We start from the raw sequence: 25,121 nt of genomic DNA, 5'->3' as shown, positions 1-25,121 counted from the left end.
TTCTAACCCCTTTTAAGTAGAAACGCTTGGTGTCATATTCTTCTTTCTCGGGATAGAAATTCTTATTTTTGACAATATTCAAAACCCTTATAAAATGAAGAAAATACTTTTTGTGCTAATGGCTGTCTGCTGTACGGCCTATGCCCAAACGCCATCTATAAAGAAAAGTGCCCCATTAACTGCTGCTTCGCCTGAGTCAGTTGGTGTATCTAGCCAGCGATTAAATAGGATAGACGCCATGATTAATAGAGCCATGGAAGAAAACGTGATTCCGGGTGCTGTAGCCATCATTACGCGAAATGGCAAAATAGTGTACCAAAAGGCCTTTGGTCAGTCAGATGTACAAGCCAATAAGGCTTTTGAAACTAACAGCATTTTTAGAATAGCTTCGCAGTCAAAAGCCATCACCACCACAGCCGTTATGATGTTATGGGAAGAAGGTCATTTCTTTCTTGACGACCCTATCTCAAAGTACATTCCGGAGTTTAAAAACCCTACTTTGTTAGATAGGTTTAACCTAAAAGATAGTACCTATACCACCAAGCCAGCTGGCAGAGAGATTACCATAAGGCAGCTAATGAACCACACTTCAGGTTTAGGCTATGGTGTGATTGATGGTGACCAAAGCTTCAAAGCTATTTATAAAAAAGCAGGTGTAACGGACCTTTTCACTACAGAGGAAATACCAATTGGCGAAAGCGTAAAAAAACTAGCAAAATTACCGCTTCATCATGTGCCAGGCGAGGCGTATGTATATTCTGAAGGCATTGATGTGTTAGGCTATTTTGTGGAGGTTATCTCAGGAATGAAGCTTGACGAGTACTTCTCACAGCACATTTTTAAACCCTTGGGCATGAGCGACACTTACTTTTATTTACCAAAAAGTAAAGCCAATAGGTTAGTAGAAGTCCAAACCAAGAAAGGTGATAAGTGGGTACCTTTTACGGACGATTTTTACGATGTAAATTATCCTAAAACTGGAGCAAAAACTTTCTTCTCTGGAGGAGCGGGCTTGTCAAGCACAGTATTTGATTATGCCACCTTTTTACAGATGTATCTAAACGGTGGGGAGCTAAACGGTACTAGGCTTCTTTCTCGAAAAACTGTTGAATTTATGCTTGAAAATCAAGTAGGAGAGCTATTTGGTAAGGATGCTGGATTTGGTTTAGGTTTTTCTGTTCTTAATGAAAAAGGAGCTGCAGATGGCGGAAAAGGTAGCAAAGGCACTTTCCGTTGGGGTGGTTATTTTAATACGCAGTATTTTGCTGACCCAGTAGAAAACACCATCGGAATCATCATGAAGCAGACACAGCAAACCGGTGGAGACTATACTGGCGATATGTTTAGACAGATGGTTTTTCAGTCAATAGATGATTAGGAGCTTACCCAAAGGGTCGGGCTATTCGCTATATCTTTTTTTCTTAACACTAAGCCAGCCCCACCAAAAAAAGGATGCCGCTGCTATCCCTAAGCCAAAACATTAATTTCTATGAATAAGATTCTAAGCCTTCTTCTATTCCTTATTAGCTCTACTGCTTTTGCTCAATTAAAGGTTGCCAATATTTTTGGAGACCACATGGTACTTCAAAGAGATAAACCCATTCATGTTTGGGGTTGGAATACTCCAAATGAAAAAGTACAAGTGAAATTTAATGGAGAATCATACCAAGCCAGTACAGATGCAGACGGAAATTGGTCTTTGCTTTTAGGTTCTGCCTCAGCAGACTTAAAACCATTGACAATGGAAATCTCAGACAGAGATGAGAATATTTCGTTTTCAGATATTCTTATGGGAGAGGTTTGGCTATGCTCTGGTCAGTCAAATATGGAATGGAAGGTTTGGAATGTAGATAATTGGGCAGAAGAAGTTAAAAATGGAAATCACCCACTTATTCGTCATATTTTAATTCCTAAAGCAACTGCTTTTAGCCCGGAAAAAGATTTTTCAGATAGAGAGTGGGAGGTTTGTAATCCCAAAACGGTGGGCAATTTTACGGCAGTAGGTTATTTCTTTGCCAGAAAACTTTCAGAAGATTTAGGTGTGCCAGTAGGATTGGTTAATTCTGCTTGGGGAGGCTCGCATGTAGAAACTTGGATAAGTAAATCCGCCATGTTAACCTCTGAAGTGCTGAAGGACTATGCGAAAGGTATGCCAATTGACAGAGCAACATCAGACATAAAAATGGAGAAAAAGACCATTGAGCGTTTTCATGGTTCAAAAGACTTTGACATCTCTACGATTAATGAGCAAGATTACCTAAAACCAACTTATGATTTTTCCAACTGGACTAAAATTGGGCCAATGGGAAGTTGGGATTGGAAAGGTGTACCATCATTTAGAGGTACTGTTTATATTCAGAAGACCTTAGAACTTACAGCAGAGCAAGCGGAGTCTATTTCGGAAGTAAGTTTTGGAGAAACCACAGGCGATATAGCATTTTATGTAAATGGGAAATTGGTTTATCAAGGCTATCATGAAGACCTTATTAAATTTAAAATCCCTCATGGTGTATGGAATGCGGGCGAAAATAGTTTGCTTGTAAAGTTTGCGGCAAATAGAGGCCCAGAAAATACAGACTTAGGATTAAGTCACGGTGCCGATAAATATAAACTCTCTTTTGCGGATTCTTCCCTTCCTCTAATGGATTCAGACTGGAATGCAAGACCAAGTTGGGATGCTCCAAGAAAATATAAGCCATGGATGAATAATGAAGGTACTTTATGTTATAATGCCATGATAGCACCAGTGGTAGGTTTAGGCTTGAAAGGTGTTCTTTGGTATCAAGGGGAGTCTAATGCTGGAAGAGCGTACGATTACAGGAAAGCCTTTTCCCTTTTAATTAATGACTGGCGGAACCAATGGAAAGAAGAGTTGCCTTTTTTCTGGGTACAGCTTTCAAGTTATGGTGCTTTTAATGACAGTAATACAGGTTCCGATTGGGCAGAGCTAAGAGAAGCTCAAAGTATGGCCTTAAGACTTCCTAAAACCGGCGAAGTGGTGACTATTGACATTGGTAATCCTAATGATATTCATCCCAGGAATAAACAAGATGTAGGGTTTAGAATGGCACTTTCTGCAGAAAAGGTAGCTTACGGTAAAAATGTAGTTTTTAGCGGGCCTACTTTTAAAAGCATGAGGATAAAAGGAAAAAGAGCTGTTCTTAGTTTTGACAATGTTGGAGGAGGTTTAAAGGCAAATAATAAGTACGGAAATCTAGAAGGGTTTGAAATAGCAGGAGCAGATAAGAAATTCTATTTCGCGGAGTCTAAAATTGTAGGAAATACAGTTGTGGTTTCACATCCAATGGTTAAAGTACCCAAAGCGGTAAGGTATGGCTGGTCAAATTCTCCTGTAGATGCCAATTTGTTCAATAAGGAAAACCTGCCAGCCTCCCCGTTTAGAACCGACTCATGGAGAGGTATTACAGAGGATAGCCATTTTGAATAGTTAATTACATCCCGAAATAGAAGCTTTGAATACGGTGCCAGAATTTATTTGAAAGGGTGGTTTTACCAGTATATAGTTTTCAGCTTGTAGTTTTACTTGGCTATTTGTAATTAATGAGTTTTCAAGAGACAAATATCCTCTTGACTTGCTCTCAATGCTTACATTATCAACTAAACTTTGAAGAGAAAAATTTTCTTTGCAATCAGAAATATCAAGCCAATAATCTTCGGTTTCTGAAATATAGTTAACAGAAGTAATTGCACATGGGTAATCAAATTCTGGTAATCGGCCATCCCAAGCTCTAACTCGTAGTCTAGTTAATCCAGAAGGAAAATCTTTAGGAATAGTGAAAAAACCTTGAAATGAAGGGTTCATTTCCGAATTTAAATTTTGATAAAGGACTTCAGTAGAAGAGAAAATATTGTCATGATTTTTGTCAATCCAAATCATGAAACTTTGAGGATTCGTTTCATAGAAGCCGTTGTTGAAATAGTCATCTACCCACCTTGAAGTAGCTTCAAGTTGAAATGAATAAGTTCCACCTGAAGTTATTTTATAAACCTCATTGTATAGCTTATATCCAAACATGTTAGTTTGAGACTCCTTATAGATTATGTCATTATTACTCATTGAATCTTTAACAATAAACTTTGAAATTGGGATATATTTCATATGTCCATTATCCGGACCTCCTCCTCTTGGACTACAAGAGTTTTCGTCTATTTTTATAATAATGCTATTACTTCTTTCGCTTATGCCACAATTGTTTTCTAGTTTTCTTACGTAATACTCCCCATCAGAATCGGGATAGAAGTTTTCTTGACGGTTGTTTTGTAGGTAGACCGCATTGATAGCTGAGTGTGTCCAGCTCTTATCTACAATATAATGGCTGTTTGCACTTCCTTGAACATTAACCAAAAAAGAGATTTTGGTACCACTCTTTATAAATTCTGAGCTTCCTATAAGTTCTACTTTAGGGATTGAATTTATGACAAATGGCATAGATGTAGGGGTACTAATGTTTTTATTAGGGCGTACTATCTTAATTTTGTAATTGGAGCCTACATTAAACGTGCTGTCTAAGTAAAACTCTAAGCTGTCATTTTCAATGATTCCGTTAATTGGAGAACTGTCTAAGAAATTACCACTACTATTTGAAATTCGAAAAGTGAGCGAAGAGGGAAGAGGAATATTACCTGTACTGAATAAAGGAAGTTTGACGGTCTTTTTTGTGCAAAAAGGAGGAACATTGTCTGGTATCCGAACACCAATTGAATTAGACGAAGCTGGTTTTAAATTAACGCTAATATCACGTGCCCAACCTCCTGAATCGCATGGGTTATCGTATTCTGATGAAACTATTCTCATTCTAGTTATACCGTATTTTACTTCAGCAGGGATAGGAAAGAGCCCCCTTAATAAACTTTTGCCGTCATTTAATAAAGTTGAACTACCAGAATAAATTTTTTCGGAAGAGTCGAAAATTCCATTAAAGTTCATGTCTAACCAAACGGAGAGGCTAAAATTTGTAGGTTGTCCGAATCTATCGAAAGCTTCAGATAAGTCTTCCATATAGTACAAATCTCCTAAAACAAGTTCTATGTTTTGTTCTGAAAGGTATTCGTACGATTTAGAGATATTGTTTGAAGAATTGATATTTATTAAATGCTTGTCTTCTTCATCTTTCAAGGTGAAATACTGCGGGTTATAGGAAGAATTTCCTCCACCGCCTCCTAGCGAACAATATTCTTTTTGAATAGTAAAAGAGATCGTGTCTCTATTATAGCCGCAACTGTTTTTTAATTCTGTTATATAAAGAACTGTAGTTGTAGTATCAGGGTCTAAGATATTCAAATCTGAAAAGTAGGTGGCTGTATTATAATCTCTAAAATTCTTTTGTCTCCATTTGTTTGCATTAAGGTTTCCACTTATGGGTGGTCCACCTTCTAGTGAAACTGAGTATTCATAGTTACGGTTTTGGCTTATCAGAGAATCCTTAGAAAAAATGGTGGCTTTTACGGGAGTATTTATGGCAAAGTCTTCGCTCAGATTAGCACTTACAGTTCCGTCTGAAAGGCTTTTCATTTTTATTTTGTAGCCATAGCCGTATTCAAAGGTTTCATCATCTGGAACTGGTATTTTTAAAGGAGATTCGCCAGAAATATTGATTTTATATATATCGTCAAATTGTCCTTTGTTGTTAGAAATCTCGCATTCAAAATTTCTTTGATTAGTTCCGGAGTAGTGAAGTAATATGCTATCCCCTACACAATAGCTTTTCTTGCTTAGACTGTCTATTTGATATCCAGAATGGTTAAATTCTTTTTCGAATTGGGCAATCCAGGCATCATGAAGGAATAAGTAACGTGGGTCACTAAGGGTTTGAGAAATATCATGATCTGTGGAATTGGTGTTTGCAGAAACTAAGATTTGATTCTGATGATCTAAAATAACTGAAGCATTTCCTAAGCCGTGGACCTCAGTAGGCCCTTCGGCACCGGAACCACCTATTATTTTAGACCAGACAATTTCTCCGAATTCAATATTGACCTTCATAAGCCAAAGATCAGATTGCCCAAATTTTTTCTTACCATATATGTTACCATCTTCTCGAAATGTTTTGCTAAGTAAAAGCATGTGGTTCGTGTCATACTTAACTACATCCAGCGGTGTGTTTCCGTCGTAATACTTTGTCCATATTAAGTTTGAGTATTGATCATATTTATTTATGGAAAACAGAGAACCATCGCCGTTAAATAAGTAATAGTTAGTACCATCAGATGCTAGTTTGTTAAACTCGGCACTTTTCGTGAAATTAGATAGAATGTTACCAGAATTGTCAATTGAGAAAATCCAACTGTCTTCAAAACTACTTTGCTCAGGAACATCTCCGGTTCCACCGCTTCTGGTGTGAGCTCCAATAATTATTCGATTTCCATTTTTTACAAGATCTACAAATGTATCGCTGGCTGTTCCACCATACCGTCTTTGCCATAATAATGTTCCAGAATTGTTGAGTTTTATTGCCGAGATACCATAATCATTGTTTTCAATATCTGTAGTTACTATAAGTAGATTATTGTCTGTAGTCTGTGTTACTTTAGATGCTCCATATGTTGGCTTGGTACTTGGGAAAGTACGCCACATAATTTGACCATAAAAACTGAACTTAGCAACCCAAAGAGAGCCTTTGTCCGTTGGTCTGGGTACTTTGCCGTTTGTTGAATTAATTTGGCCTATAACAATTATACCATCATTTTGGACTAGGATATCTTGTCCTGTATCACTAAGGCTCCCACCAAACGTTTTAGACCAGCTTACATTAAAGTTGGCATCCAGTTTAACTAACCAAAGGTCCGGCTCATATGCATAAACATCAATTTCAGGGTAATAATAATAGTGATTTATAGCGGAAGGATAAACTCCTGACACTTGGCCGTCGTTAGACTTTGCATATCCTATAAAAACGTAACCACCATCTGGTGTTTTACGTAAAGTCTGTATTCCCTCCGCTCCTCTTCCACCGAAGGATTTATCCATGAAGATGCGGGGCTGAGCTATAATAGAAGCTGTGCCAGAAAAAAGGAGTATCAATAGAAAGTAATATCGGAAGTAGAGGGATGAGACAGCTATTCTCATAAGGTAACAGAGCTTTTTTAAAGATGGAGATATGTTCTTGAAGCGGTTGGGTAAATATACAAAAATGAGGAAATTAAAGACTAAGACTTTTTATTTTGCATGTCCATTAAAGCAACCATCTGACCAATATTCTCATCCAACACTCATGAAAAATAAAACCCGTCGCCACGACATTGATTGGATAAGAGTTATCGTATTCGATATGCTGATTTTTTATCACGTAGGAATGCTCTTCGTGGAGTGGGGTTTTCATCTGAAAAACAATGTTATTGTAGACTGGATTCAGTGGCCTATGATTTTCGTGAATCAATGGCGGCTTCCTATACTTTTTGTGGTTTCTGGTATTGGAACCAGTTATGCCTTGTCAATGAAAAGTGGCTGGGCTTTTAGTCTAGAAAGGTTCAAAAGGCTCTTTATTCCTTTAGTGGTTGGAATCTTAATTATTGTTCCGCCACAGGTGTATTTAGAGCGTATTTATAAGGGAGCTGAGTATTCTAGCTTTTTAGATTTTTACCCATCTATTTTTAATACGGGACCATATCCCGAAGGCAACTTTAGCTGGCATCACCTCTGGTTTTTACCCTATTTGTTTTTAATGTCTTTAGCGGCACTACCATTATTTCTATGGTTAAGGCAGGAAGGCAATTCTATTATTTCGTTTCTGAAAAGTACGATAAAGAAGAATAAAGGATTAATATACCTATTTGCTATCCCCTTAATATTAGTAGATCTTTTTTTAGAGGGTGACTATCCCGTTACACATGCTTTAATAGGGGATTGGTACGCTTTGGCCTGGTTTTTTACTTTATTCATCTATGGCTTTCTTTTGGTAAGTATAAAAGAAGCCTTTTGGAAAACGGTAGAAAAACTGCGATACGCTTCACTCATAATAGGTATAGTAGCTTTGCCATGCTTAGTTTGGCTTTGGTATAATTTAGACCCAAGTTTCTGGATTCCAATAGCTCGCCAAATTAACTGTTGGGCCTGGATATTGACCATCTTTGGTTTTGCCTCAAAGTACCTTAATAAACCAAGTGAGCTTTTAACTTATAGAAATAAGGCGGTATATCCTTTTTATATTTTACACCAAACTGTAATGATGCTTTTAGCCTTCTATTTGGTAGACTTGAACATCCATTACGGCATAAAAATGTTTGTCTTAGTCCTCGGTACTTTTGGCTTGACTTGGATGCTTTATGAATTTATTATAAGGAGAGTTAAATTGCTACACTTGCTTTTCGGTATAAAGTAAGTTTAATACCTGGTGATATTATGTCAAAACCAGAGAAGATACTTACGCTTCATCCTCAAGGGAAAAACGGGGTGAATATTGATATGGAGAAATATAATACACTTAAGGATTATATTTTAACAGCTCTCAAAGAAAGTACTGAGATTGGCTTTTTTGATCTATTTGAACAAGCTAAAGGTGAATTACAGGCAAGTTTTGAGGGAAAGGTAGGCTGGTACTTTGTAACAGTTAAACTTGATTTAGAAGCTCGAGGAGTTATAGAAAGAATTCCAAAGAAAGGTTCACAGGTTATTCGCCTAAAAAAATAAAGGCACCTCCCATAAAGGAGATGCCCTATTCGTCTTATTATAAACTAAAATAATTATTAGTAACCAGGGTTTTGAGGGAATGAAGCATTACCACCGTCCACAAGGTCAATTTGCTCTTGCGGAATTGGTCTGTAATTATGCTTCTCTTCAATGTTTACAGAACCATTAGGGTTATACATTTTTACTCGCTCCACTAATTTACCCCAACGTTTAAGGTCAGTCCATCTGTGTCCTTCACCTAAAAGCTCTCTAGCTCTTTCGTCATAGATAAACTCCATGGTAGCTTGGTCTGCAGTGATTTCCATTACATTTTCTGAACCAGAAGCGGCAGCTCTCCTACGAACAGGATTGATATAGTTAACAGCCTCAGCATTCTTCCCTTGCATAATTAAACACTCAGCTACGTTTAAGTAGATGTCACCAAGACGAGTAATCATGAAATCTCTTCCACCTTGTACCTCATTAATACTTGCTCTTAATGGGTCTAAGAATTTAGATAAAACACCAAATTGCTTTTCTTGGTACACGCTAGGGCAGTACACTTGATAAGGGCGTTTGGCTTTTTCTTCTTCAGTCATTTCGAAACCAGGCATATAAATAGCGGTATCACCAATAGCAACAGTGATTTCGTCTTTTGATTTATCAAGAGATGTAGGGAAAGTTCCCTCACGTGTTGCATAGAACACTTTCTTGAAACTCTTATCATAACGAACATCATTTACACGGTCTGCAAAAGCAATGTTATACGTATAGTCAGTTGGTCTCAAACGTTTCCATGGACGACCCACTTCTAACACACGGCTCATACCTGGCTGAGTATCATACTCCATTAAGTAGTATAAATGCCATCTATTACCGGTTCCACCAGCTGTTAATAAATCATAGCTAAACTGTACAGAGAAAAGAGCTTCTGAGTTTTCGTCATTACCTAATTGGAATAGTTCAGCATAGTCAGAAACTAATTCTCTATCATAGTTATTGATTACATTTTTACCATACTGCTCAGCCTTGGCAAAGTCAGATGCTCCACCACCAAACGGACGTGTCGCAAGTGCCATATGAACCTTCACAAGCATAGACTCTACAGCTAATTGCGTGTATCTTCCCCACTCACCACTTGTGGCAGGTAGATCAGGCATTGCAGCAGCGTAATCCGCTAAGATCTGCGTATAAACAGCCTCTTCTGAAGAACGAGTGATTTCCGTAATAGGACCAGAAGACTCTGTTAATCTTAAATCAAGACCACCGTAATGCTGAACTAGCACAAAGTAAAAGTGTGCTCTTAAAGCTTTAGCTTCGGCAATTCTTGTTTTCAAGGTTGCAGCGTTAATACCTTCAATGTTAGGTCCACGCTCAATTACCGCATTACAAGTATTTATACCTCTATAGTACTCTCTCCACAAGGTTCTTACCCAGTTATCTCTTCCATCAAGGTCTGACTCGTATCTGTCATATCGTTTATAACTACCATCTGCACCATGCGTATATGTATCCGTACCCATCTGAGACATAGTCATTCCCATTTCTTGGGCATAAAACTGTCTTAAATAAGAATAAGAAGCTTTAACTGCATCTTCAAATCCTACAGGTGAGTTGATGTAGTCATTTCCTATATCAGAAATAACATTTTCTTTTAAAGGGTCTTCACAGGACTGACCAGTTAATAACGTAACTAAAAGCAACGCTACCATTCTTATACTCTTCATCTTTCTGAATAGTGTTTGTTTTATATTTTTCATTGTTGCTTATATTTTAAAATTTAACATTTATACCCAAAGTAGCTGACCATGTAGCCGGAGTTACATTGCCATCTAAACTTGCGTCAATATCAGTTTCTGGGTCAGAACCAGAATATTTTGAGATAAATGATGAGAAAATAAACGGCTGCTGAACACTTGAATATATTCTCAATGACTGCATTCCTAATTTTTTAGCAGCTGCTTCAGCAAAATTATACCCTAAATTAATGTTTCTTATTTTCACAAAAGAACCATCAAAGATGTTCAAAGATGACCCCCATTTCGGGAATTCTTGATTTTGATTTGGCTTAGGGAAAGTGTTTACAGGATTCGTTGGAGTCCAGTAGTCTACATCAATATTATTATACCTCCCAAATAATGAGTTATTACTTGTATGATAATTACTTCTGATAGTTTGGCCTAAACGAGCATAAACGAATGCAGAGAAGTCAAAGTTTTTAAACGAGATTCTATTTGTGATACCTCCAGAAAACTTAGGTACACCAGAACCTTGTTTAACTCTGTCATCGGCATTTATAACGCCATCGTTATTTTGGTCTACCACTCTAATTTCACCTGGTACACCGCCATAACTTGCAGCTAAATCAGCTTCGTCTGTTTGCCAAATTCCTTGCTGCTCGTAGTCAAAAATTACCGAAAGTGGCTCTCCAATAAACCAACCATTTCCTACATCATCTACTTTTCCATTAGCTAATTCTACAATCTGCTCTTTGTTAGTAAAGAAGGTGAAGTCTGTGCTCCATTTAAAGCTATTGCTTTTGGTTACGTTTACAGTACTAATTGTTCCTTCAAAACCTGAGTTTCTTGTTTTACCCACGTTGGTAGTTACTAATGAGAAACCAGTAGAGGTAGGTAAGTTTCTAGATAATAAAAGGTCACTAGTATTGGTATTATAATATTCTAACGAACCATATATACGCCCACTATATAGACTGAAATCTAAACCCAGGTTTAAAGTTGTAGAAGTTTCCCATTTTAAGTCAGGATTTCCAATAGTTCCAGGTGCATAACCAAAAGCAGCAGAATTTCCAAAATTATACGCCGTTTGCGTTAGCAAGCCTTGAGTTTGGTAAGGTCTAATACCCTGATTTCCTATTGAACCATACGAAAGTCTAAGTTTCATCAGGTCTATAGAACGAGCACTCTTAATGAAGCTTTCCTCTGACATATTCCAAGCCACAGCGACTGCAGGGAAATACCCCCATTTTGTGTTAGCACCAAATCGAGAAGAACCATCGGCACGTAAAGAAGCTGTTAGTAAATACTTATCGTTTATGCCATAGTTTAATCTACCCATGTAAGAAAGTATTGTCCATTCTTCTAGAGTAGAATATACATTATCAATAATACTGGCAGTACCTAAGCTATTGTATTGCTGATTTTCAGAAGGAATACCTGAAACCGCAACACCGTTACGTTGGAAGTTATCTGTTTGGTAAGACTGAACTGCAGTTAAGTTCATGTTTTGATTACCAAATAATTTTTTATCATAAGATAGGATATTTTCAATGGTATAGTTGAAAATATCTTGATTTTCAATAGAAGCTCTTGGAGGTCCTAATCGAACAGCATTTGTGAATGTTCCTGCAAAATTATCATACTTATCATTTCTGATATCAGGCCCAAAATTAAATCTGTATTTCAAGTCTTTAAGAATGTTCCATTCGGCATAAAGACCAGCAAATAGCCTATTACTTTTTCTTTGGTTAACTATAGCACCGTCTACTATTTCCGAGAAAGGATTTGAACGAAGTCCATCTTCTGTTGGTAAGAAGTTCAAGGAACCATCTTCATTATAAGGTTGACCTAAAGGATTCTCACGGAAGGCTCCTCCTAATGGATTAAAGCTTTCACCTTCTCTAACGGAGTAGTTCATAAAACCAGACAAGCCAATTCTCAAGTTTTTGGTAATGTTATGGTCTAAGTTTACTCTAAGAACATTTCTGTTATAACTTTGATTTGGAATGATGCCATTATCCTTATAATAGTTCAAAGACATATAGAACTGTGAACGGTCATTTCCTCCAGCAAATCCAATTTGATGGTTCATTTTAGTTCCAGTTTGAAGTAGTCCAGACACATAATCCGTAGAACGGCCCAAAGCAATACTCTCTAATTCTACTGTAGTGAAAATGGAAGCATCGTCAGGAATAGTTCCATCAGCTTGTCTATAAGCTTCTCTCTTTGTTGCGGCAAATTGCTCACCGTCCATTAGGTCAATGATGTCATGTGCTTTAGAAACACCGTAGTAAGCGTCATAATAAACAACTGGCTTACCTTTGGTACCTCTTTTAGAAGTAATAAGTATTACACCGTTTGCTCCACGAGCTCCATAAATGGCGGTGGCAGATGCATCTTTTAATACTTCCATTGAGGCAATGTCGTTAGGGTTGATGTCGCCAGTTCCTGTAGATAATGGGATACCATCTAATACATACAAAGGATCGTTACCAGCACTAAATGAACGACGTCCACGAATTACCACTCGAGGTTGAGTTCCCGGCTTACTACCTGCTTGCATTACATCCACACCAGCTATTCTTCCTTGAAGAGCTTGCTGCGTGTTTTCAAGAGGTAAATCTGTGATGTCTTTCGCTTTTACAGTACTAATGGCACCAGTCAACTGACTTTTCTTTACAGTACCATAACCTACTACCACCACTTCTTCTAAGGCAGCAGCATCTGTGTTCAGTGTAACATTGATTACAGATTGGTTGCCTACAACAACCTCCTGAGATACATATCCTACAAAAGAGAAAGTAAGTGTCGAGTTTGCAGGAGCTGCAATACTATACTTTCCGTTTACATCGGTTGTAGTTCCTATCGTAGTACCTTTTACTACTACACTAACACCTGGAAGCTCGGAAGCATCATCTCCGCCAACTGTACCTGTGACCTGTGCAACCGATTGCAAAGAGGTCAGTAAAAAAAATAGCATAAAGCTGCTACCTGCTAAACTTAACTGCCAAATCCTTGTTTTTAAGGAGTCAGCAGTATTACTGAGTCTAGTTCTTTTCATAAATAATAGAGTTAAGTTTAATAAAAATGAAATGGTTTAAAATATGACGTTTTTAAGGCTGATTATTGCTTTAAGAACATCTTTGGTCGGTAAGGTAGTTGGAGTCGAAGAAAATTGCAATATTTTCACAAAATAATTTCATGGAAATAGTCAAATAATACCTTTTTAAAATCTAATAAATCAGTTTGATCTTCTTATTTAAATGTTTGGAATGAACAAATTATGCTCTTTTCTAATACTCTTATTGATTTTGTCTACAAAAAGAGGTGTTTGGTTTTTACTGTAATTGTTTAATAGATAGATGAATATGGCTTATAGATATACCAAATTGAAGAAATTGGGCTTTCTTTATAAAAAAACGAGACCCTCGCAAATGCGAAGGTCTCGTTGAAAATGGGGAGTAAGTATATTTCTCTTTAGTATCCTGGGTTTTGAGAAAAAACGCCCACGTCAGATCTGTCAATTTGAGTTTGAGGAATTGGGCGTAAAAGATGTATAGAAGTTATGAAATCTTTAGCTTGTGGGTTATATAGTTTAACCCTTTCCACCAAGTTGCCCCATCGCTTTAAATCTAACCATCTGGTTTGCTCTCCGGCCAGCTCTCTTGCTCTTTCTTCCATGAGCATTTCCATGTTCATTTGAGCCGATGTAATTGCCATTGCTTCTTTTTTGCCCGGCCATCCCGCTCTTCTTCTTACCATGTTTATGGCGTCTGTAGCATCTTGGATATTTCCTGCTCCTAACTGAGCTTCGGCTAGCATTAGATAAGCATCAGCCAACCTAAATACAAAATAGTCTCTACTGCCTGACTCATAAGTCATATCAGGTCTTTTAGTATCAAAGAATTTAGTGAGTGTTGGGAATAAAGCCTCAGAGTACTTACTAGGATTTAAAACTTGGTAAGGCCTTTTGGCTCTTTCCTCTTTTGACATCTCATAGCCCGGGATAAATATGGTAGTATCTCCAGAGGCAAAGTTTAAAGTTGTTTTAGAGTCATCAAAGGCAGAATTATAAGTTCCTGGTTTATTAGACTTCCAAGTATCTCTAAATGTCTTTTTGTATCTAGAGTCATTTACTCTTTCACCAAAAACGGTTTCAAGAGCATAGGTAGTAGGTCTTAGTCTTTTAAATGGACGACCGTAGAAAACATCGCGTTGCATACCAGATTGCACATCATACTGCATACCAAAAAATAAATGAAGGTTATTACCACCATTTGTTGCATTCGTGTTATTAGTAAGGTTAGTGAGAAGATCTGAGGTATATTGTACTGCAAAAACTATTTCAGAGTTTTTCTGATTGTTTTCATCAAAAACACTAGCGAAATCGTCTAAGAGAGAAAAGCCGTAATTCTTAACAACACTTTGACTTAACGTAGCTGCTTTGCTGAAATCGTCACTTGCTTTAGAAGAAGAATATGCCTTAGCTAAATAAACTTTAGCCAATGCCATCTCAGCAGCTGGTTTTGTTGCTCTTCCGTATTGGCTTTGAGAAGCTGGTAAATCAGCAATAGCCGCATTGAAGTCGGCAATAATAGCCGTATACATATCTGTATCCGTAGCTCTAGTAGTTGCTTTTGTAGGAGCCAAAGTTTCAGACAACCTTAAGTCAACACCACCATATTGTTGAAACAAAATAAAGTAATACTGAGCTCTTAAAAATTTGGCTTCAGCTACTCTAAGTTTTTTAGTTTCTGCCGCTACAGAAGATTCTGGAGCTCTGTCAATAATAGCATTGCAGGTATTTATACCTCTGTAAAGCTCATCCCATACGTTTGCTAAATAATTTACAGACGGATTTAACTGAGGGTCGTAAAAGTGGAAACCTTTATAACCTCCATCTGCTCCGGTAGCATAAATGTCAGTTCCATATTCGGTCAAGGTTAGTCCTTGCTGGGTACCGTAATAATACCTCAACGTAGAGTATGCTGAATTTACAGCATCTTCAAAACCTTTTGGGGTGTTGATATAATTATTGCCAATACCAGAAACTACTACTTCGTCTAGAACGTCTTCGCAAGATTGCGTTGGTAAAAGTAAAGCCGCTAATGCTAATAGTTTTACGGGCTTTATTATATTATTCAATTTCATTTTCTTCTTTTTTTTAATTTTTTGTAAAAATTAGAACTTGGCGTTAAGTCCAAAAGTAAACACCTTAGTGGCTGGTGTTACACCATTATTTACAGCTGTGATAGGGTTGTTTTCAGAAGAAGAGATTGCAGCTTCTGGGTCAACACCATTATACTTAGATCTGAACTGTGCCCAAATGGCAGGTTGCTGAATAGATGAGAACAATCTTAAAGATTCCATTCCTAGTTTATTAGCAAGAGACTCGTTTAAAGCATAGCCGAAGTTTATGTTTCTCAACTTGATAAATGAACCGTCAAAGTATATCAAAGTAGTATTGTATACTGGGAACTCTTGAGTACTCTTAGGCTGAGGGAATTCATTGGTAGGGTTTAGAGGAGTCCAGTAGTCTACTTTAATCTGTTGGTATCTACCAGCCAATGAGTTATTGTTTTGGTGGAATCCACTTACAATAGTATTACCAAACCTTCCGAATAAGAAGAATGACAAGTCAAAGTTCTTATAAGAGAGCCTATTAGTAAGACCTGCAGAGAAGTCAGGAACGTCAGAACCATTAAGCACACGGTCATCTGCATTAATAACGCCATCATTGTTGGTGTCTTGAACTCTAATTTGACCTACAGCAGAACCATAAGATTTAGCAAGTTCTTCTTCTCCTAATTGCCATATTCCAACTTTCTTATAATCATAGAAAGAGTTTAACGGTTGGCCAATAAACCATCTGTTACCTATATCATCTATTTTACCATTATAAAGCTCTATAATAGCTTCTTTGTTTTTAGTGAATTGGAAGTCGGTAGTCCATTTAAACCCACTGGTTGAGTTTACATTGACCGTAGTAAAACCTAATTCAATACCTCTGTTTCTAGTCTCTCCTACGTTTTTAGTAACTTGACTAAAGCCTATAGAGCCAGGAAGCTGATCAGCAAGAAGTAATGCAGTGGTATTTGTTTGATATAGCTCTAGAGACCCTTGTAATCTACCTCTCCACATGCTGAAGTCAAGACCAATGTTGGCTGTTGCAGAGCTTTCCCATCTAAGATCTGGATTTCCTATAGTGTTTGGTCTATAACCAAAAGCAGCCGTGTTATCCCATGCATAAGCTGTTCTACTTAAAAGACCTTGAGTTTGATAAGGAGATACCGCTTGGTTTCCTACTATACCCCATCCTGCTCTTAGTTTTAATAAGTCTAACCAGGTGATTTGTTTTGCAAAGTCTTCATTGCCGATGTTCCAGCCCGCAGCCACACCAGGGAAGTTACCGTACTTAGTGTTCTCCCCAAATCTACTAGAGCCATCACGACGTAATGTTAACGTAAGAAGGTATTTGTCGTTAAAGTCATAGTTTAAACGACCCATATAAGAGTTAATAGTCCAGGCTATTAAATCACTTGATACCCCAGTTACTGAGCTAGCATTTCCAAAGTTGAAAAACTCTTGCGACTCGGCTGGAATGCCTTGAACGTTTGTGCCATATTGCTCATAACGGTCTCTCTGAATAGAGTGAAGAGCCGTAGCAGAAAGGTTATGCTTATCGAAAGATTTAGTGTAAGAAAGGATATTTTCTAATGTATAGTTAAATCCAAATCTATTGGTGCTGCTTGCTTGAGGATCTCCACCTTTTCTTGCGTTTGTTTGAGAACCAACAAATCGGCCACTTCTTGAGATATCAATATCGGGACCAAAGTTCATTCGGTATTTTAAACCATCAATGATTTTCACTTCTGCAAACATACTATTGAAAATACGATAAGACTTGGTGTTGTCAATTTGTGCACCAGGAACTATCTCAGCAAGCGGGTTAGTTAGAAGGGCATCGTTAGTAGGAGAGAAATTGATGTTACCTTCATCATCGTATGGAGCACCTAAAGGGTTTTGGTTTAGCGTAAAACTATATGGGTTTAGATTCTCACCATTTCTGTCAGACAGCATCATATAAGATGATAAACCTATTTTAACAGACTTGTTGATATTATGGTCTACGTTTGCTCTTAAAGAAGATCTTGTGTAGTTCAAACCTTCAGAAATTCCTTTGTCTTTAAAGAATGAGCCAGAAACGTAAAACTGCGTTTTGTCTGTACCTCCTTGTACTCCTATAGAATGACTTTGAATAAAGCCGTTCTGTAAAATCATGTCTTGGTAGTTTGTGTTTCTGCCGGCAGCAATACCCGCAGCCACACTTGGATCCCCACCTAATACGGCAATGGTCTTGTCGGCTTCTACAGAAGATTGACCTGTAGGTACAATGTTCCCACTTGCATCTTTATATATTCCAGTAGAACGATACGCTTCTCTTACATATTCAGCAAATTCATCTCCCGAAAAAAGTTCAATTTTATCTAAGGCTTGCGATTGTCCAAAATAAGTGTCGTAAGAAACGGTGGTTTTACCTTTTACAGCACCTCTTTTAGTGGTAATAAGTACTACGCCGTTTGCCCCTCTAGCTCCGTAAATGGCGGTAGCGGTAGCATCTTTTAATATCTCTAAAGATTGAACATCGTTAGGGTTGAAGTCTTCATATCCTCCGGCAATCGGAATGCCATCTACCACATATAGAGGATCATTATTGGCTCTGAAAGATCTTCTTCCTCTAATAAGAATTTTTGGAGTAGAGCCTGGTTTACTTCCAGATTGAGATACGTCTACCCCGGCTACTCTTCCTTGTAGTGCTTGGCCTACGTTTGTAAGTGGCATTTCACTAATTTGTTTGGAAGAGATCTGTGAAATTGCTCCTGTAGTCTGGCTTTTCTTTAAAGTACCATAACCTACTACTACAATTTCGTCTAATGAAGCTGCATCAGTAGCTAAAGTCACATTAATAATGCTCTGACTTCCTACCAAGATTTGCTGTGCTTCGTAACCCACAAATGAGAAGGTAAGTGTTGCGTTTGAGCCTACGTTAATCGAATACTTTCCGTTAACATCTGTGGTAGTTCCAGTGGTAGTTCCTGTAACTACCACGCTAACGCCGGGTAAGGATGAGTTATCATCTCCCATAACCGTTCCTGTAACCTGTGCAACCGATTGCAAGGTTATTCCAAATAAGAGCAGTAGAATACTGCAATTACCAAAAAGAGGCTGTAGAATCCTTGATTGTAAGGAGCTAACAGATTTTCTTAGTCCGTTTTTTTTCATAAAAATAGAGTTGTTTTAACCAAAATAGATTTTGAAAGGATTAAATAATTAATAATTCAAATCAGGAATCTGACTCAAGCGTGGAAACGCAATCGAATGTAGCGATTGTACAATTTATTCTACTAATTCTTACAATTGTACGTATATGCTATATAGTTTGATTTTATGAAAGACGAAAGTGCCAAGTTGTAGGTGCAAAATATCCCTTTGAGATTTCTAAAATTTGTAGCTAGTAGACATGAAGGAAATAAGTTATAAAATGGGAGGGTTTTAAAAAGTTATTTTACGGTCAAAAAAAAGAGCCAACTCTGTTAAAGTTGGCTCAAAATAAGAGATTTAGATTTAGCTCTTTTAATCGAAATATCTACCAATATTGTCGGCAATTTCATTTCTAAGTTCTAAGATATCTATCTCACCCATTTGAGAATAGACCTTTTTACCTTCAGGAGAAATTAACACTGTATATGGTAGAGCACCTTGCCAGTCTGGATCTATAGCCTCTATCATATCATACTTATTTACACCTTCTTCTAAAATATAATTAGTGTCTGTTGCTAATTTCTTTTTAAGAAACTTCAGGGTGTTGTCATAATTGTCTGCTTCGTCGTTAGAAACCGTTACAAATTCAAAATTTCTATCTCTATACATTTTATAGGATTCTGTCAAACCCTGAAATTCTGCTACACAAGGCCCACACCAAGTTGCCCACACGTTTACAAGCCTATAGTTTCCTGTGCCCTTGTTTTCCATAACTTCTTTTAGTTTAGCAAGGTCAGCTTTTTCAAGACTTACTGGCTCTTTTGACCAGTCTTCAATCTCTTTAGCCTTGTTCTTTGCTTTCTCCATCCATTTAATAGAGCAGCCAAAAGTCTTAGTAACTGCTGGGTCTGGTGTATTTCCAGCTAGAAGTGCATCTGTTGCTATTCTTAGGTTAAGTACTTTTTCTTTTCCAATATGCTCATCATCGTCTATTCTTCCTACATATTGCAGTTTTCTGTCTTTATCAAATAAGAAAACATGAGGAGTAGCTATAGGTCCGTATTTGGCAGTAACTTCTTGCGTAGCTCCATCATATAGATATGGGAAGTTGAAGTCCTGATCTTTAGCACGGTACTGCATGTCTTCAAAACTGTCGTTAACATCTGTATAGCCTAATTCATTAAAAAGTACAGCCTTATCTGCATTTGGGCTAATGGCCACTAACTGAACACCTTTGTCCTTATAATCTGTAACATATTTTTTAACACGAGCTTCATATGCTTGAGCAGTAGGGCAGTGATTACAAGTAAATAGAACAGCAAGAAGGTCGGCATCTTCAAAACTCTCTAAGGTATATTCCTTATTGTCTACTCCCATTAAATTGAAGTCAGGAGCTTGAGAGCCTATTTCTAAAGTCTTAACAGTTTTACTGTCTATAATAGCAACTTCTGCTATTTCTTCTGTCGCTTCTTCGGTATTTTCAGTGGAGGAAGTACATGCCGTGAATGCTAATGCTGCGGCTAGGTAAAGATAATTCTTCATACAATCGTTTAGTTAATTTATTTCGGGTTGAAATTTTTTATAAAAATACATGATTAAAAGGAGGAAGTTAATTTAATAGCGTTGCTTATACTCTATCAAATGAATGTATTTGTCTATTTTTGCCTTTATTTTACTGTTTTAGGCTTCAAAATCTTTCAATGTGATTGAAAAACAGAATTCTTCTAGTGGACTTTATGCATGGTCCATCCTTCTTTTTCTGGCGGTTATTTGGGGTCTCTCTTTTTTATTTATCAAGAAAATTGTTGTGGTTCTGACTCCCATTGAGTTGGGGGCTGGTAGAGTTTTCTTTGCTTCAATATTCTTGATTCCGTGGGTCTTAAAAGGTCTGAAAACAATTCCAAAAGAAAAGTACAATTGGCTAGTTGGAATTGGTTTGCTAGGTAACTTGTTCCCTGCCTTTATATTTTCACTCGTAGGTAGTAAACTTAACAGCTCTTTGGCCGGAACGCTAAATTCTACTACACCTATTTTTGTTCTTATTATAGGTGCTCTTTTTTTTGCATCTAGAATCCTGAAATTTCAAATTATAGGAATCATAGTAGGCTTTACCGGAAGCCTCATTTTGGTATTTACAGGGAATACAGAAGGCATAAATTTCGCAAACCCTTACGCACTATTGGCCATGTCGGCTACACTGATGTATGGTTTTAATGTGAACATTGTTAGCAAATATCTAGGAGGCTTGAAACCCCTTCAAATGACAGCAGTTGCCTTTTTCTTTGTAGGAATAGTAGCAATGATTGTATTATCCTTTACTGATTTCTATTCTAAAATCTTAGCACCGGAAAATAGAGTAGTGCTTTATTATCTAATTTGCCTTGCTGGTGTTAATACTTCACTAGCCTTAGTGCTTTTCAACTATATGCTCCAAATATCATCTCCGGTATTTGCCTCCTCCGTCACTTACCTTGTTCCAATAGTGGCTACAGTAGCAGGTCTTTTTGATGGCGAATTGATTTCAATTTGGCATTATCTGGGAATGAGTGTTATTTTGATAGGTGTATACCTAATAAATAAGAAGGAAACGTAAAGAGGTTTTAATAAGAGAAAAAATAATCGCAATTCAATTATATTTGCACAAACACCCAATAAATGTCAATCAAGTACAAGAGAATCCTACTAAAACTAAGCGGCGAAGCCCTAAACGGAGGAGATAAGAGCCAGATAATTAATTCGGAAATCCTTTCGCAATTTGCCAAAGAGGTAAAGTCAGTGGTAGATGCAGGCTGCGAGGTGGCCATAGTGATAGGTGGAGGTAATATTTATAGAGGGGCATCTGCCGACTCAGGAATAGATAGGTCTCAAGGAGATTATATGGGAATGCTGGCCACAGTTATCAACGGCATGGCAGTACAGTCTATCTTAGAAAACCACGGTTTACAAACCAGATTGCTTTCTGCCATAAAAATGGAACAGATAGCCGAACCATTTATAAGAAGAAGAGCAATTAGGCACTTAGAAAAGGGTCGTGTCGTTATTTTTGGAGCAGGCACAGGTAATCCGTACTTTTCTACAGACTCAGGAGGAGCTCTAAGAGCGAATGAAATAGAAGCAGAGGTTTTGTTAAAAGGAACCAATGTGGATGGTGTGTATGATAAAGACCCAAGGAAAAGTGATGACGCAGTGAAATACACTGAAATTACTTTTGATGAAGCCATTAATAAAGGCTTAAAAGTGATGGATAAAACAGCATTTACCCTTTGTCAGGAAAATGATTTGCCTATTATTGTTTTTGACATGAATGGAGAAGGCAACCTTTTAAGGGTGGTAAATGGTGAAACTATAGGAACATTAGTAAAAGATTAGTTTGAATGGTGAATAAACCATTCACATAAAATAATTCGTAAATAGCCCAAACGAAATTTAAGAGCAATGGAAGAAATTGACATGATACTGGAAATGGCGGAAGATAGTATGCAAAAATCTTTGCGTTATACTTCGTCTGAATTGAAAAAAATTAGAGCAGGAAAAGCAAATGCAAACATGCTTGATGGTATCTCCATAGACTATTATGGTGTTCCTACTCCCATTAATCAGGCCTCATCTGTAACCACACCCGATGCCCGTACTATTTCTATTAGACCTTTTGAGAAAAGCTTATTAGCCGATATTGAAAGAGCTATTATAAATGCTAATTTAGGTTTAGCCCCTACTAATGATGGTGAGTTTGTAAGACTAAACTTACCGCCAATGACGGAGGAAAGGCGATTTGATTTGGTGAAAAAGGTTAAAGCAGAAATGGAAACTGCTAGAATTAACGTTAGAAAAGTTAGACAAGAGTCTAATGATGAAATTAAGAAGCTTAAAAATGATGGCGTTTCTGAAGATGCTATTAAAATAGGGGAAGAGCGAGTTCAAAAATTGACGGACAAGTTCATGGTTAAAGTGGATGAAATGCTGGCTGTCAAAGAGAAGGATATAATGAGCGTTTAAGTTTTCAGGTCAACAAATATGGGTAATATGAAAAGATTATTTTTTTTATTTTTCTTAGTAACTACCCATTTAGCTGATGCTCAAAATTACTTTGATGAAAATCTGAGTTGCTTTGATTCTAAAATCAGAATAACGGAAGACAAACTATCAAAGCTTAAAGTAGCTTATCCGGGTGATGGAAACATAGACGTTACCTACTACTTTTTAGATATAAAAATAGAGCCGAGTACCAGATACTTAAAGGGTTCTGTTCAGATAGATTTTCAGCCATTGGTAGAAAATCTGTCTGACATAAGTTTAGATTTGGAAGAATCTTACACAGTAGACTCTGTTGTTTATAAAAATGAGAGGCTAGGTTTTATTCAAGAAACGGCTCAAATAAAAATTAATTTCCCGGCACCTTTAGTCTTAAATGATGTTCCAGCATCTATCAAAGTTTATTACCAAGGAACCACGCCTAGTTTAAGAGATAAAATTGGTTTGGCTTACACTACGCATGGTAATAATCAGCCGGTGATTTGGACATTAAGCGAACCTTATGATGCCCCACTTTGGTGGCCATGCGTAGATAACCCTGCCGATAAAGCTGATTCATGTGACGTATGGCTAACATTACCTAGTTTCTATACAGCTGTATCACAAGGTGTCTTGGTGGATTTACTGGAGAATACGGACGGTACTAATACTGCCAAATGGAAGCACAGGTATCCCATAGCACACTATTTAATTTCTATTGCGGCATCTAATTATCAGCTATTAGAAAGAAGTTTTACTTACGGTGAAACTGCTGCTATGCCCGTTTTGGATTATGTGTATCCTGAAATAGCTAATGACCCAAGGTTGAGCCCTCTTTTAGATGAAACTGTAGAAATGTTAAGCGTTTTTTCTGAAGCCTTTGGCGAATACCCTTTCATAAAGGAAAAATACGGGCACGCCATGTTTGGCTTTGGGGGGGGGATGGAACATCAGACCATTAGTTCTATGGGGACATTCAATACAGGCTTGATAGCCCATGAATTAGTTCATCAATGGTTTGGGGATAAAGTTACCTGTAAAACTTGGAGAGATATCTGGGTTAATGAGGCTTTTGCAGAGTTTGGCTCTTATTACTTTACAGAAAAGTCAGAAGGGAAGGCAGCTTACAATAGTGAGGTAAGTTTGGCAATGAATGGGGCTAAATTTGTGAATGGTACCGTGGCGATAGAGAATACTAGTTCGGTGAACGAGATTTTCAATTTTGCTAAAACTTATCAAAAAGGCTCTGTGGTGGTACACATGCTCAGAGGGGTATTGGGTGATGATGTTTTCTTTAAAACACTTAAAGAGTTTCAGAATACAGAGTTTGCTTATGGAAATGCAAGTATCGAAGATTTCAAAGCGGTGGCCGAAAGAGTATCGGGTGAAGATTTGACTTACTTTTTTGACGAATGGCTGTTTGGTACGGGCTATCCTAAATACTTTTTTGGCTGGGAGCAAACAGAGGATAATACAGCTTGGTTGAGCATTATTCACTCAGGCTCAGAGGATACAGAATTATTTACGATGCCCGTGGAGTTGAGCTTAACTTTTAAAGATGGAAGCAGTCGAATTGAAAAGGTTTTTGTAGACGCAAACACAATGATAGTATCATTAGATAATCTGGAAGGAGAGCTTAGTTCTATAGTTTTTGACCCAAATAATTTGATTCTTAAAGACCTTTCTTTAGGTTCTTTTGTGCCAGCTTTAGGCACCCAGGAAGAAATAGGTTTTTCCTTATACCCAAACCCTACAGACGGGCTCTTAAAATTTAATACTTCAGGGAAAACGCCGTATTCTTTTAAAATTCATAATACTAATGGTAAAACCATGGGTGCAGGACAAACTGATGTGCCCTTAAATGTAAAATACCTCCCGAGTGGAAGGTATTTTATTCTTTTTGAAAACGACGATAATAAAGCTTTTGTTAAATCTTTTATCAAAAATTAAACCGGCTCAGCAACAGCTAGAGTGTCTTTAGATAAGGGAGCTGGTTGTGGTAAAGCAGGCTGCGGCTGTGGTAACTGTGCAGGTTCTTCGTAATCTTGATAAACAGGTCTTTCTGGTTGTGGTTTGAAAATTACTTTCGTAATAAAGTATTTGGTATCTCCATTCCAAGGGAATCTTACAAACTTCTCTTGATAAATTAAGGTAACTCTTTCCCCTGTTCCCAGTGCTTTTCTTAAATCTGTGATGACAGAATCTGCCACAGTAGAGAAATCCCAATAGCGAGGCTGAAGTGTTCCAGTTTCACCTGAGTATCCACCTTCGTTAAGCACACCTTCATAGGTTTTAAATATATAGCCTCTTTCACTAAGTTTAGAAAGAGTACCTGCTCTTTCTCCTGAGCTAAAGTAACCTGTACTGATATACCAAAAAGCAGCTAACAGTATGGCTAAGAAGACTAAAAGAAATATTCTGAATTTCATAAAATGCGGTTTTATTTCGTTTGTTATACAAAACAAATGATTTTTTTCAAGATT

At 37.4% G+C, this 25,121-nt stretch carries 15 protein-coding genes; 8 read left to right on the top strand and 7 right to left on the bottom strand.

Translation table 11 applies throughout. The features are described from left to right. Positions 1-94 precede the first annotated feature (94 nt). Together AADJ06_RS17885 and AADJ06_RS17880 are read left to right on the top strand one after the other, a co-directional pair. Positions 95-1,378: a serine hydrolase domain-containing protein gene (locus AADJ06_RS17885; RefSeq protein ID WP_341227860.1), complete on the top strand. Its 1,284-nt coding sequence runs from the start codon at positions 95-97 to the stop codon at positions 1,376-1,378. Between the two features lie 111 nt (positions 1,379-1,489). After that, on the top strand, positions 1,490-3,448 hold the full coding sequence (locus tag AADJ06_RS17880; RefSeq protein WP_341227859.1) for a sialate O-acetylesterase: 1,959 nt from the start codon (positions 1,490-1,492) through the stop codon (positions 3,446-3,448). On the opposite strand, the gene AADJ06_RS17875 is transcribed toward AADJ06_RS17880, so the two are convergent. Beyond that, positions 3,449-7,087 (bottom strand): GEVED domain-containing protein, encoded by a 3,639-nt coding sequence (locus tag AADJ06_RS17875; RefSeq protein ID WP_341227858.1) that lies wholly within the window; start codon positions 7,085-7,087, stop codon positions 3,449-3,451. It abuts the gene before it with no gap. Between the two features lie 145 nt (positions 7,088-7,232). Here AADJ06_RS17875 and AADJ06_RS17870 point away from each other — a divergent pair, with 145 nt between their 5' ends. Beyond that, the gene (locus AADJ06_RS17870) at positions 7,233-8,339 is read left to right on the top strand and encodes an acyltransferase family protein (protein WP_341227857.1); all 1,107 of its coding nucleotides are present in this window, start codon (positions 7,233-7,235) and stop codon (positions 8,337-8,339) included. Between the two features lie 20 nt (positions 8,340-8,359). Continuing rightward, a complete protein-coding gene (locus AADJ06_RS17865) occupies positions 8,360-8,647 on the top strand; it encodes a hypothetical protein (RefSeq protein WP_341227856.1) in 288 nt (95 codons plus the stop codon). A gap of 56 nt (positions 8,648-8,703) precedes the next feature. Here the strand turns inward: AADJ06_RS17865 and AADJ06_RS17860 are convergent, their stop codons facing one another. From AADJ06_RS17860 to AADJ06_RS17840, 5 genes are all read right to left on the bottom strand, one after another. Continuing rightward, the gene (locus AADJ06_RS17860) at positions 8,704-10,386 is read right to left on the bottom strand and encodes a RagB/SusD family nutrient uptake outer membrane protein (protein WP_341227855.1); all 1,683 of its coding nucleotides are present in this window, start codon (positions 10,384-10,386) and stop codon (positions 8,704-8,706) included. Positions 10,387-10,399: 13 nt separating this feature from the next. Beyond that, the gene (locus tag AADJ06_RS17855; protein WP_341227854.1) at positions 10,400-13,426 is read right to left on the bottom strand and encodes a TonB-dependent receptor; all 3,027 of its coding nucleotides are present in this window, start codon (positions 13,424-13,426) and stop codon (positions 10,400-10,402) included. A gap of 416 nt (positions 13,427-13,842) precedes the next feature. Next, positions 13,843-15,516 (bottom strand): RagB/SusD family nutrient uptake outer membrane protein, encoded by a 1,674-nt coding sequence (locus tag AADJ06_RS17850; RefSeq protein ID WP_341227853.1) that lies wholly within the window; start codon positions 15,514-15,516, stop codon positions 13,843-13,845. Between the two features lie 30 nt (positions 15,517-15,546). Then, positions 15,547-18,648, bottom strand: coding sequence for a TonB-dependent receptor (locus tag AADJ06_RS17845; protein WP_341227852.1), 3,102 nt, complete (start codon positions 18,646-18,648; stop codon positions 15,547-15,549). Between the two features lie 351 nt (positions 18,649-18,999). Next, on the bottom strand, positions 19,000-20,169 hold the full coding sequence (locus tag AADJ06_RS17840; RefSeq protein WP_341227851.1) for a redoxin domain-containing protein: 1,170 nt from the start codon (positions 20,167-20,169) through the stop codon (positions 19,000-19,002). A gap of 160 nt (positions 20,170-20,329) precedes the next feature. On the opposite strand from AADJ06_RS17840, the gene AADJ06_RS17835 reads away from it, so the two are divergent. The 4 genes from AADJ06_RS17835 to AADJ06_RS17820 all read left to right on the top strand — a co-directional run bounded on the left by AADJ06_RS17835 (position 20,330) and on the right by AADJ06_RS17820 (position 24,588). Beyond that, positions 20,330-21,220: a DMT family transporter gene (locus AADJ06_RS17835; protein WP_341227850.1), complete on the top strand. Its 891-nt coding sequence runs from the start codon at positions 20,330-20,332 to the stop codon at positions 21,218-21,220. Between the two features lie 62 nt (positions 21,221-21,282). Then, entirely contained in the window at positions 21,283-21,996 is a 714-nt protein-coding gene (pyrH, locus tag AADJ06_RS17830) for a UMP kinase (RefSeq protein WP_341227849.1), read from the top strand. A gap of 66 nt (positions 21,997-22,062) precedes the next feature. Next, positions 22,063-22,623 carry a ribosome recycling factor gene (gene frr, locus AADJ06_RS17825; protein ID WP_341227848.1) on the top strand — a complete coding sequence of 187 codons (561 nt, stop codon included), beginning with the start codon at positions 22,063-22,065 and terminating at the stop codon, positions 22,621-22,623. Positions 22,624-22,650: 27 nt separating this feature from the next. Then, positions 22,651-24,588, top strand: a complete 1,938-nt coding sequence (locus AADJ06_RS17820; protein ID WP_341227847.1) for a M1 family aminopeptidase — start codon at positions 22,651-22,653, stop codon at positions 24,586-24,588. Here AADJ06_RS17820 and AADJ06_RS17815 read toward each other — a convergent pair. Further along, a complete protein-coding gene (locus tag AADJ06_RS17815; RefSeq protein ID WP_341227846.1) occupies positions 24,585-25,067 on the bottom strand; it encodes a hypothetical protein in 483 nt (160 codons plus the stop codon). The genes AADJ06_RS17820 and AADJ06_RS17815 overlap by 4 nt on opposite strands. Between the last annotated feature and the right edge of the window lie 54 nt (positions 25,068-25,121).

Origin of the sequence: uncultured Arcticibacterium sp. (genome assembly GCF_964021845.1) — a bacterium.
Lineage (GTDB): Bacteria > Bacteroidota > Bacteroidia > Cytophagales > Spirosomataceae > Arcticibacterium.
The sequence above is the reverse complement of the archived record's forward strand: the minus strand, read 5'-3'. Positions and strand labels throughout refer to the sequence as shown.

What these genes read in the sequence shown, in the direction of transcription:
- AADJ06_RS17845 (WP_341227852.1), bottom strand. Translation starts at nt 18,648, where the DNA reads ATGAAAAAAAACGGACTAAGAAAATCTGTTAGCTCCTTACAATCAAGG.
- AADJ06_RS17840 (WP_341227851.1), bottom strand. Translation starts at nt 20,169, where the DNA reads ATGAAGAATTATCTTTACCTAGCCGCAGCATTAGCATTCACGGCATGT.
- AADJ06_RS17860 (WP_341227855.1), bottom strand. Translation starts at nt 10,386, where the DNA reads ATGAAAAATATAAAACAAACACTATTCAGAAAGATGAAGAGTATAAGA.
- AADJ06_RS17880 (WP_341227859.1), top strand. Translation starts at nt 1,490, where the DNA reads ATGAATAAGATTCTAAGCCTTCTTCTATTCCTTATTAGCTCTACTGCT.
- AADJ06_RS17870 (WP_341227857.1), top strand. Translation starts at nt 7,233, where the DNA reads ATGAAAAATAAAACCCGTCGCCACGACATTGATTGGATAAGAGTTATC.
- AADJ06_RS17855 (WP_341227854.1), bottom strand. Translation starts at nt 13,426, where the DNA reads ATGAAAAGAACTAGACTCAGTAATACTGCTGACTCCTTAAAAACAAGG.
- AADJ06_RS17875 (WP_341227858.1), bottom strand. Translation starts at nt 7,087, where the DNA reads ATGAGAATAGCTGTCTCATCCCTCTACTTCCGATATTACTTTCTATTG.
- frr (WP_341227848.1), top strand. Translation starts at nt 22,063, where the DNA reads ATGGAAGAAATTGACATGATACTGGAAATGGCGGAAGATAGTATGCAA.
- AADJ06_RS17885 (WP_341227860.1), top strand. Translation starts at nt 95, where the DNA reads ATGAAGAAAATACTTTTTGTGCTAATGGCTGTCTGCTGTACGGCCTAT.
- AADJ06_RS17865 (WP_341227856.1), top strand. Translation starts at nt 8,360, where the DNA reads ATGTCAAAACCAGAGAAGATACTTACGCTTCATCCTCAAGGGAAAAAC.
- AADJ06_RS17820 (WP_341227847.1), top strand. Translation starts at nt 22,651, where the DNA reads ATGAAAAGATTATTTTTTTTATTTTTCTTAGTAACTACCCATTTAGCT.
- pyrH (WP_341227849.1), top strand. Translation starts at nt 21,283, where the DNA reads ATGTCAATCAAGTACAAGAGAATCCTACTAAAACTAAGCGGCGAAGCC.
- AADJ06_RS17815 (WP_341227846.1), bottom strand. Translation starts at nt 25,067, where the DNA reads ATGAAATTCAGAATATTTCTTTTAGTCTTCTTAGCCATACTGTTAGCT.
- AADJ06_RS17850 (WP_341227853.1), bottom strand. Translation starts at nt 15,516, where the DNA reads ATGAAATTGAATAATATAATAAAGCCCGTAAAACTATTAGCATTAGCG.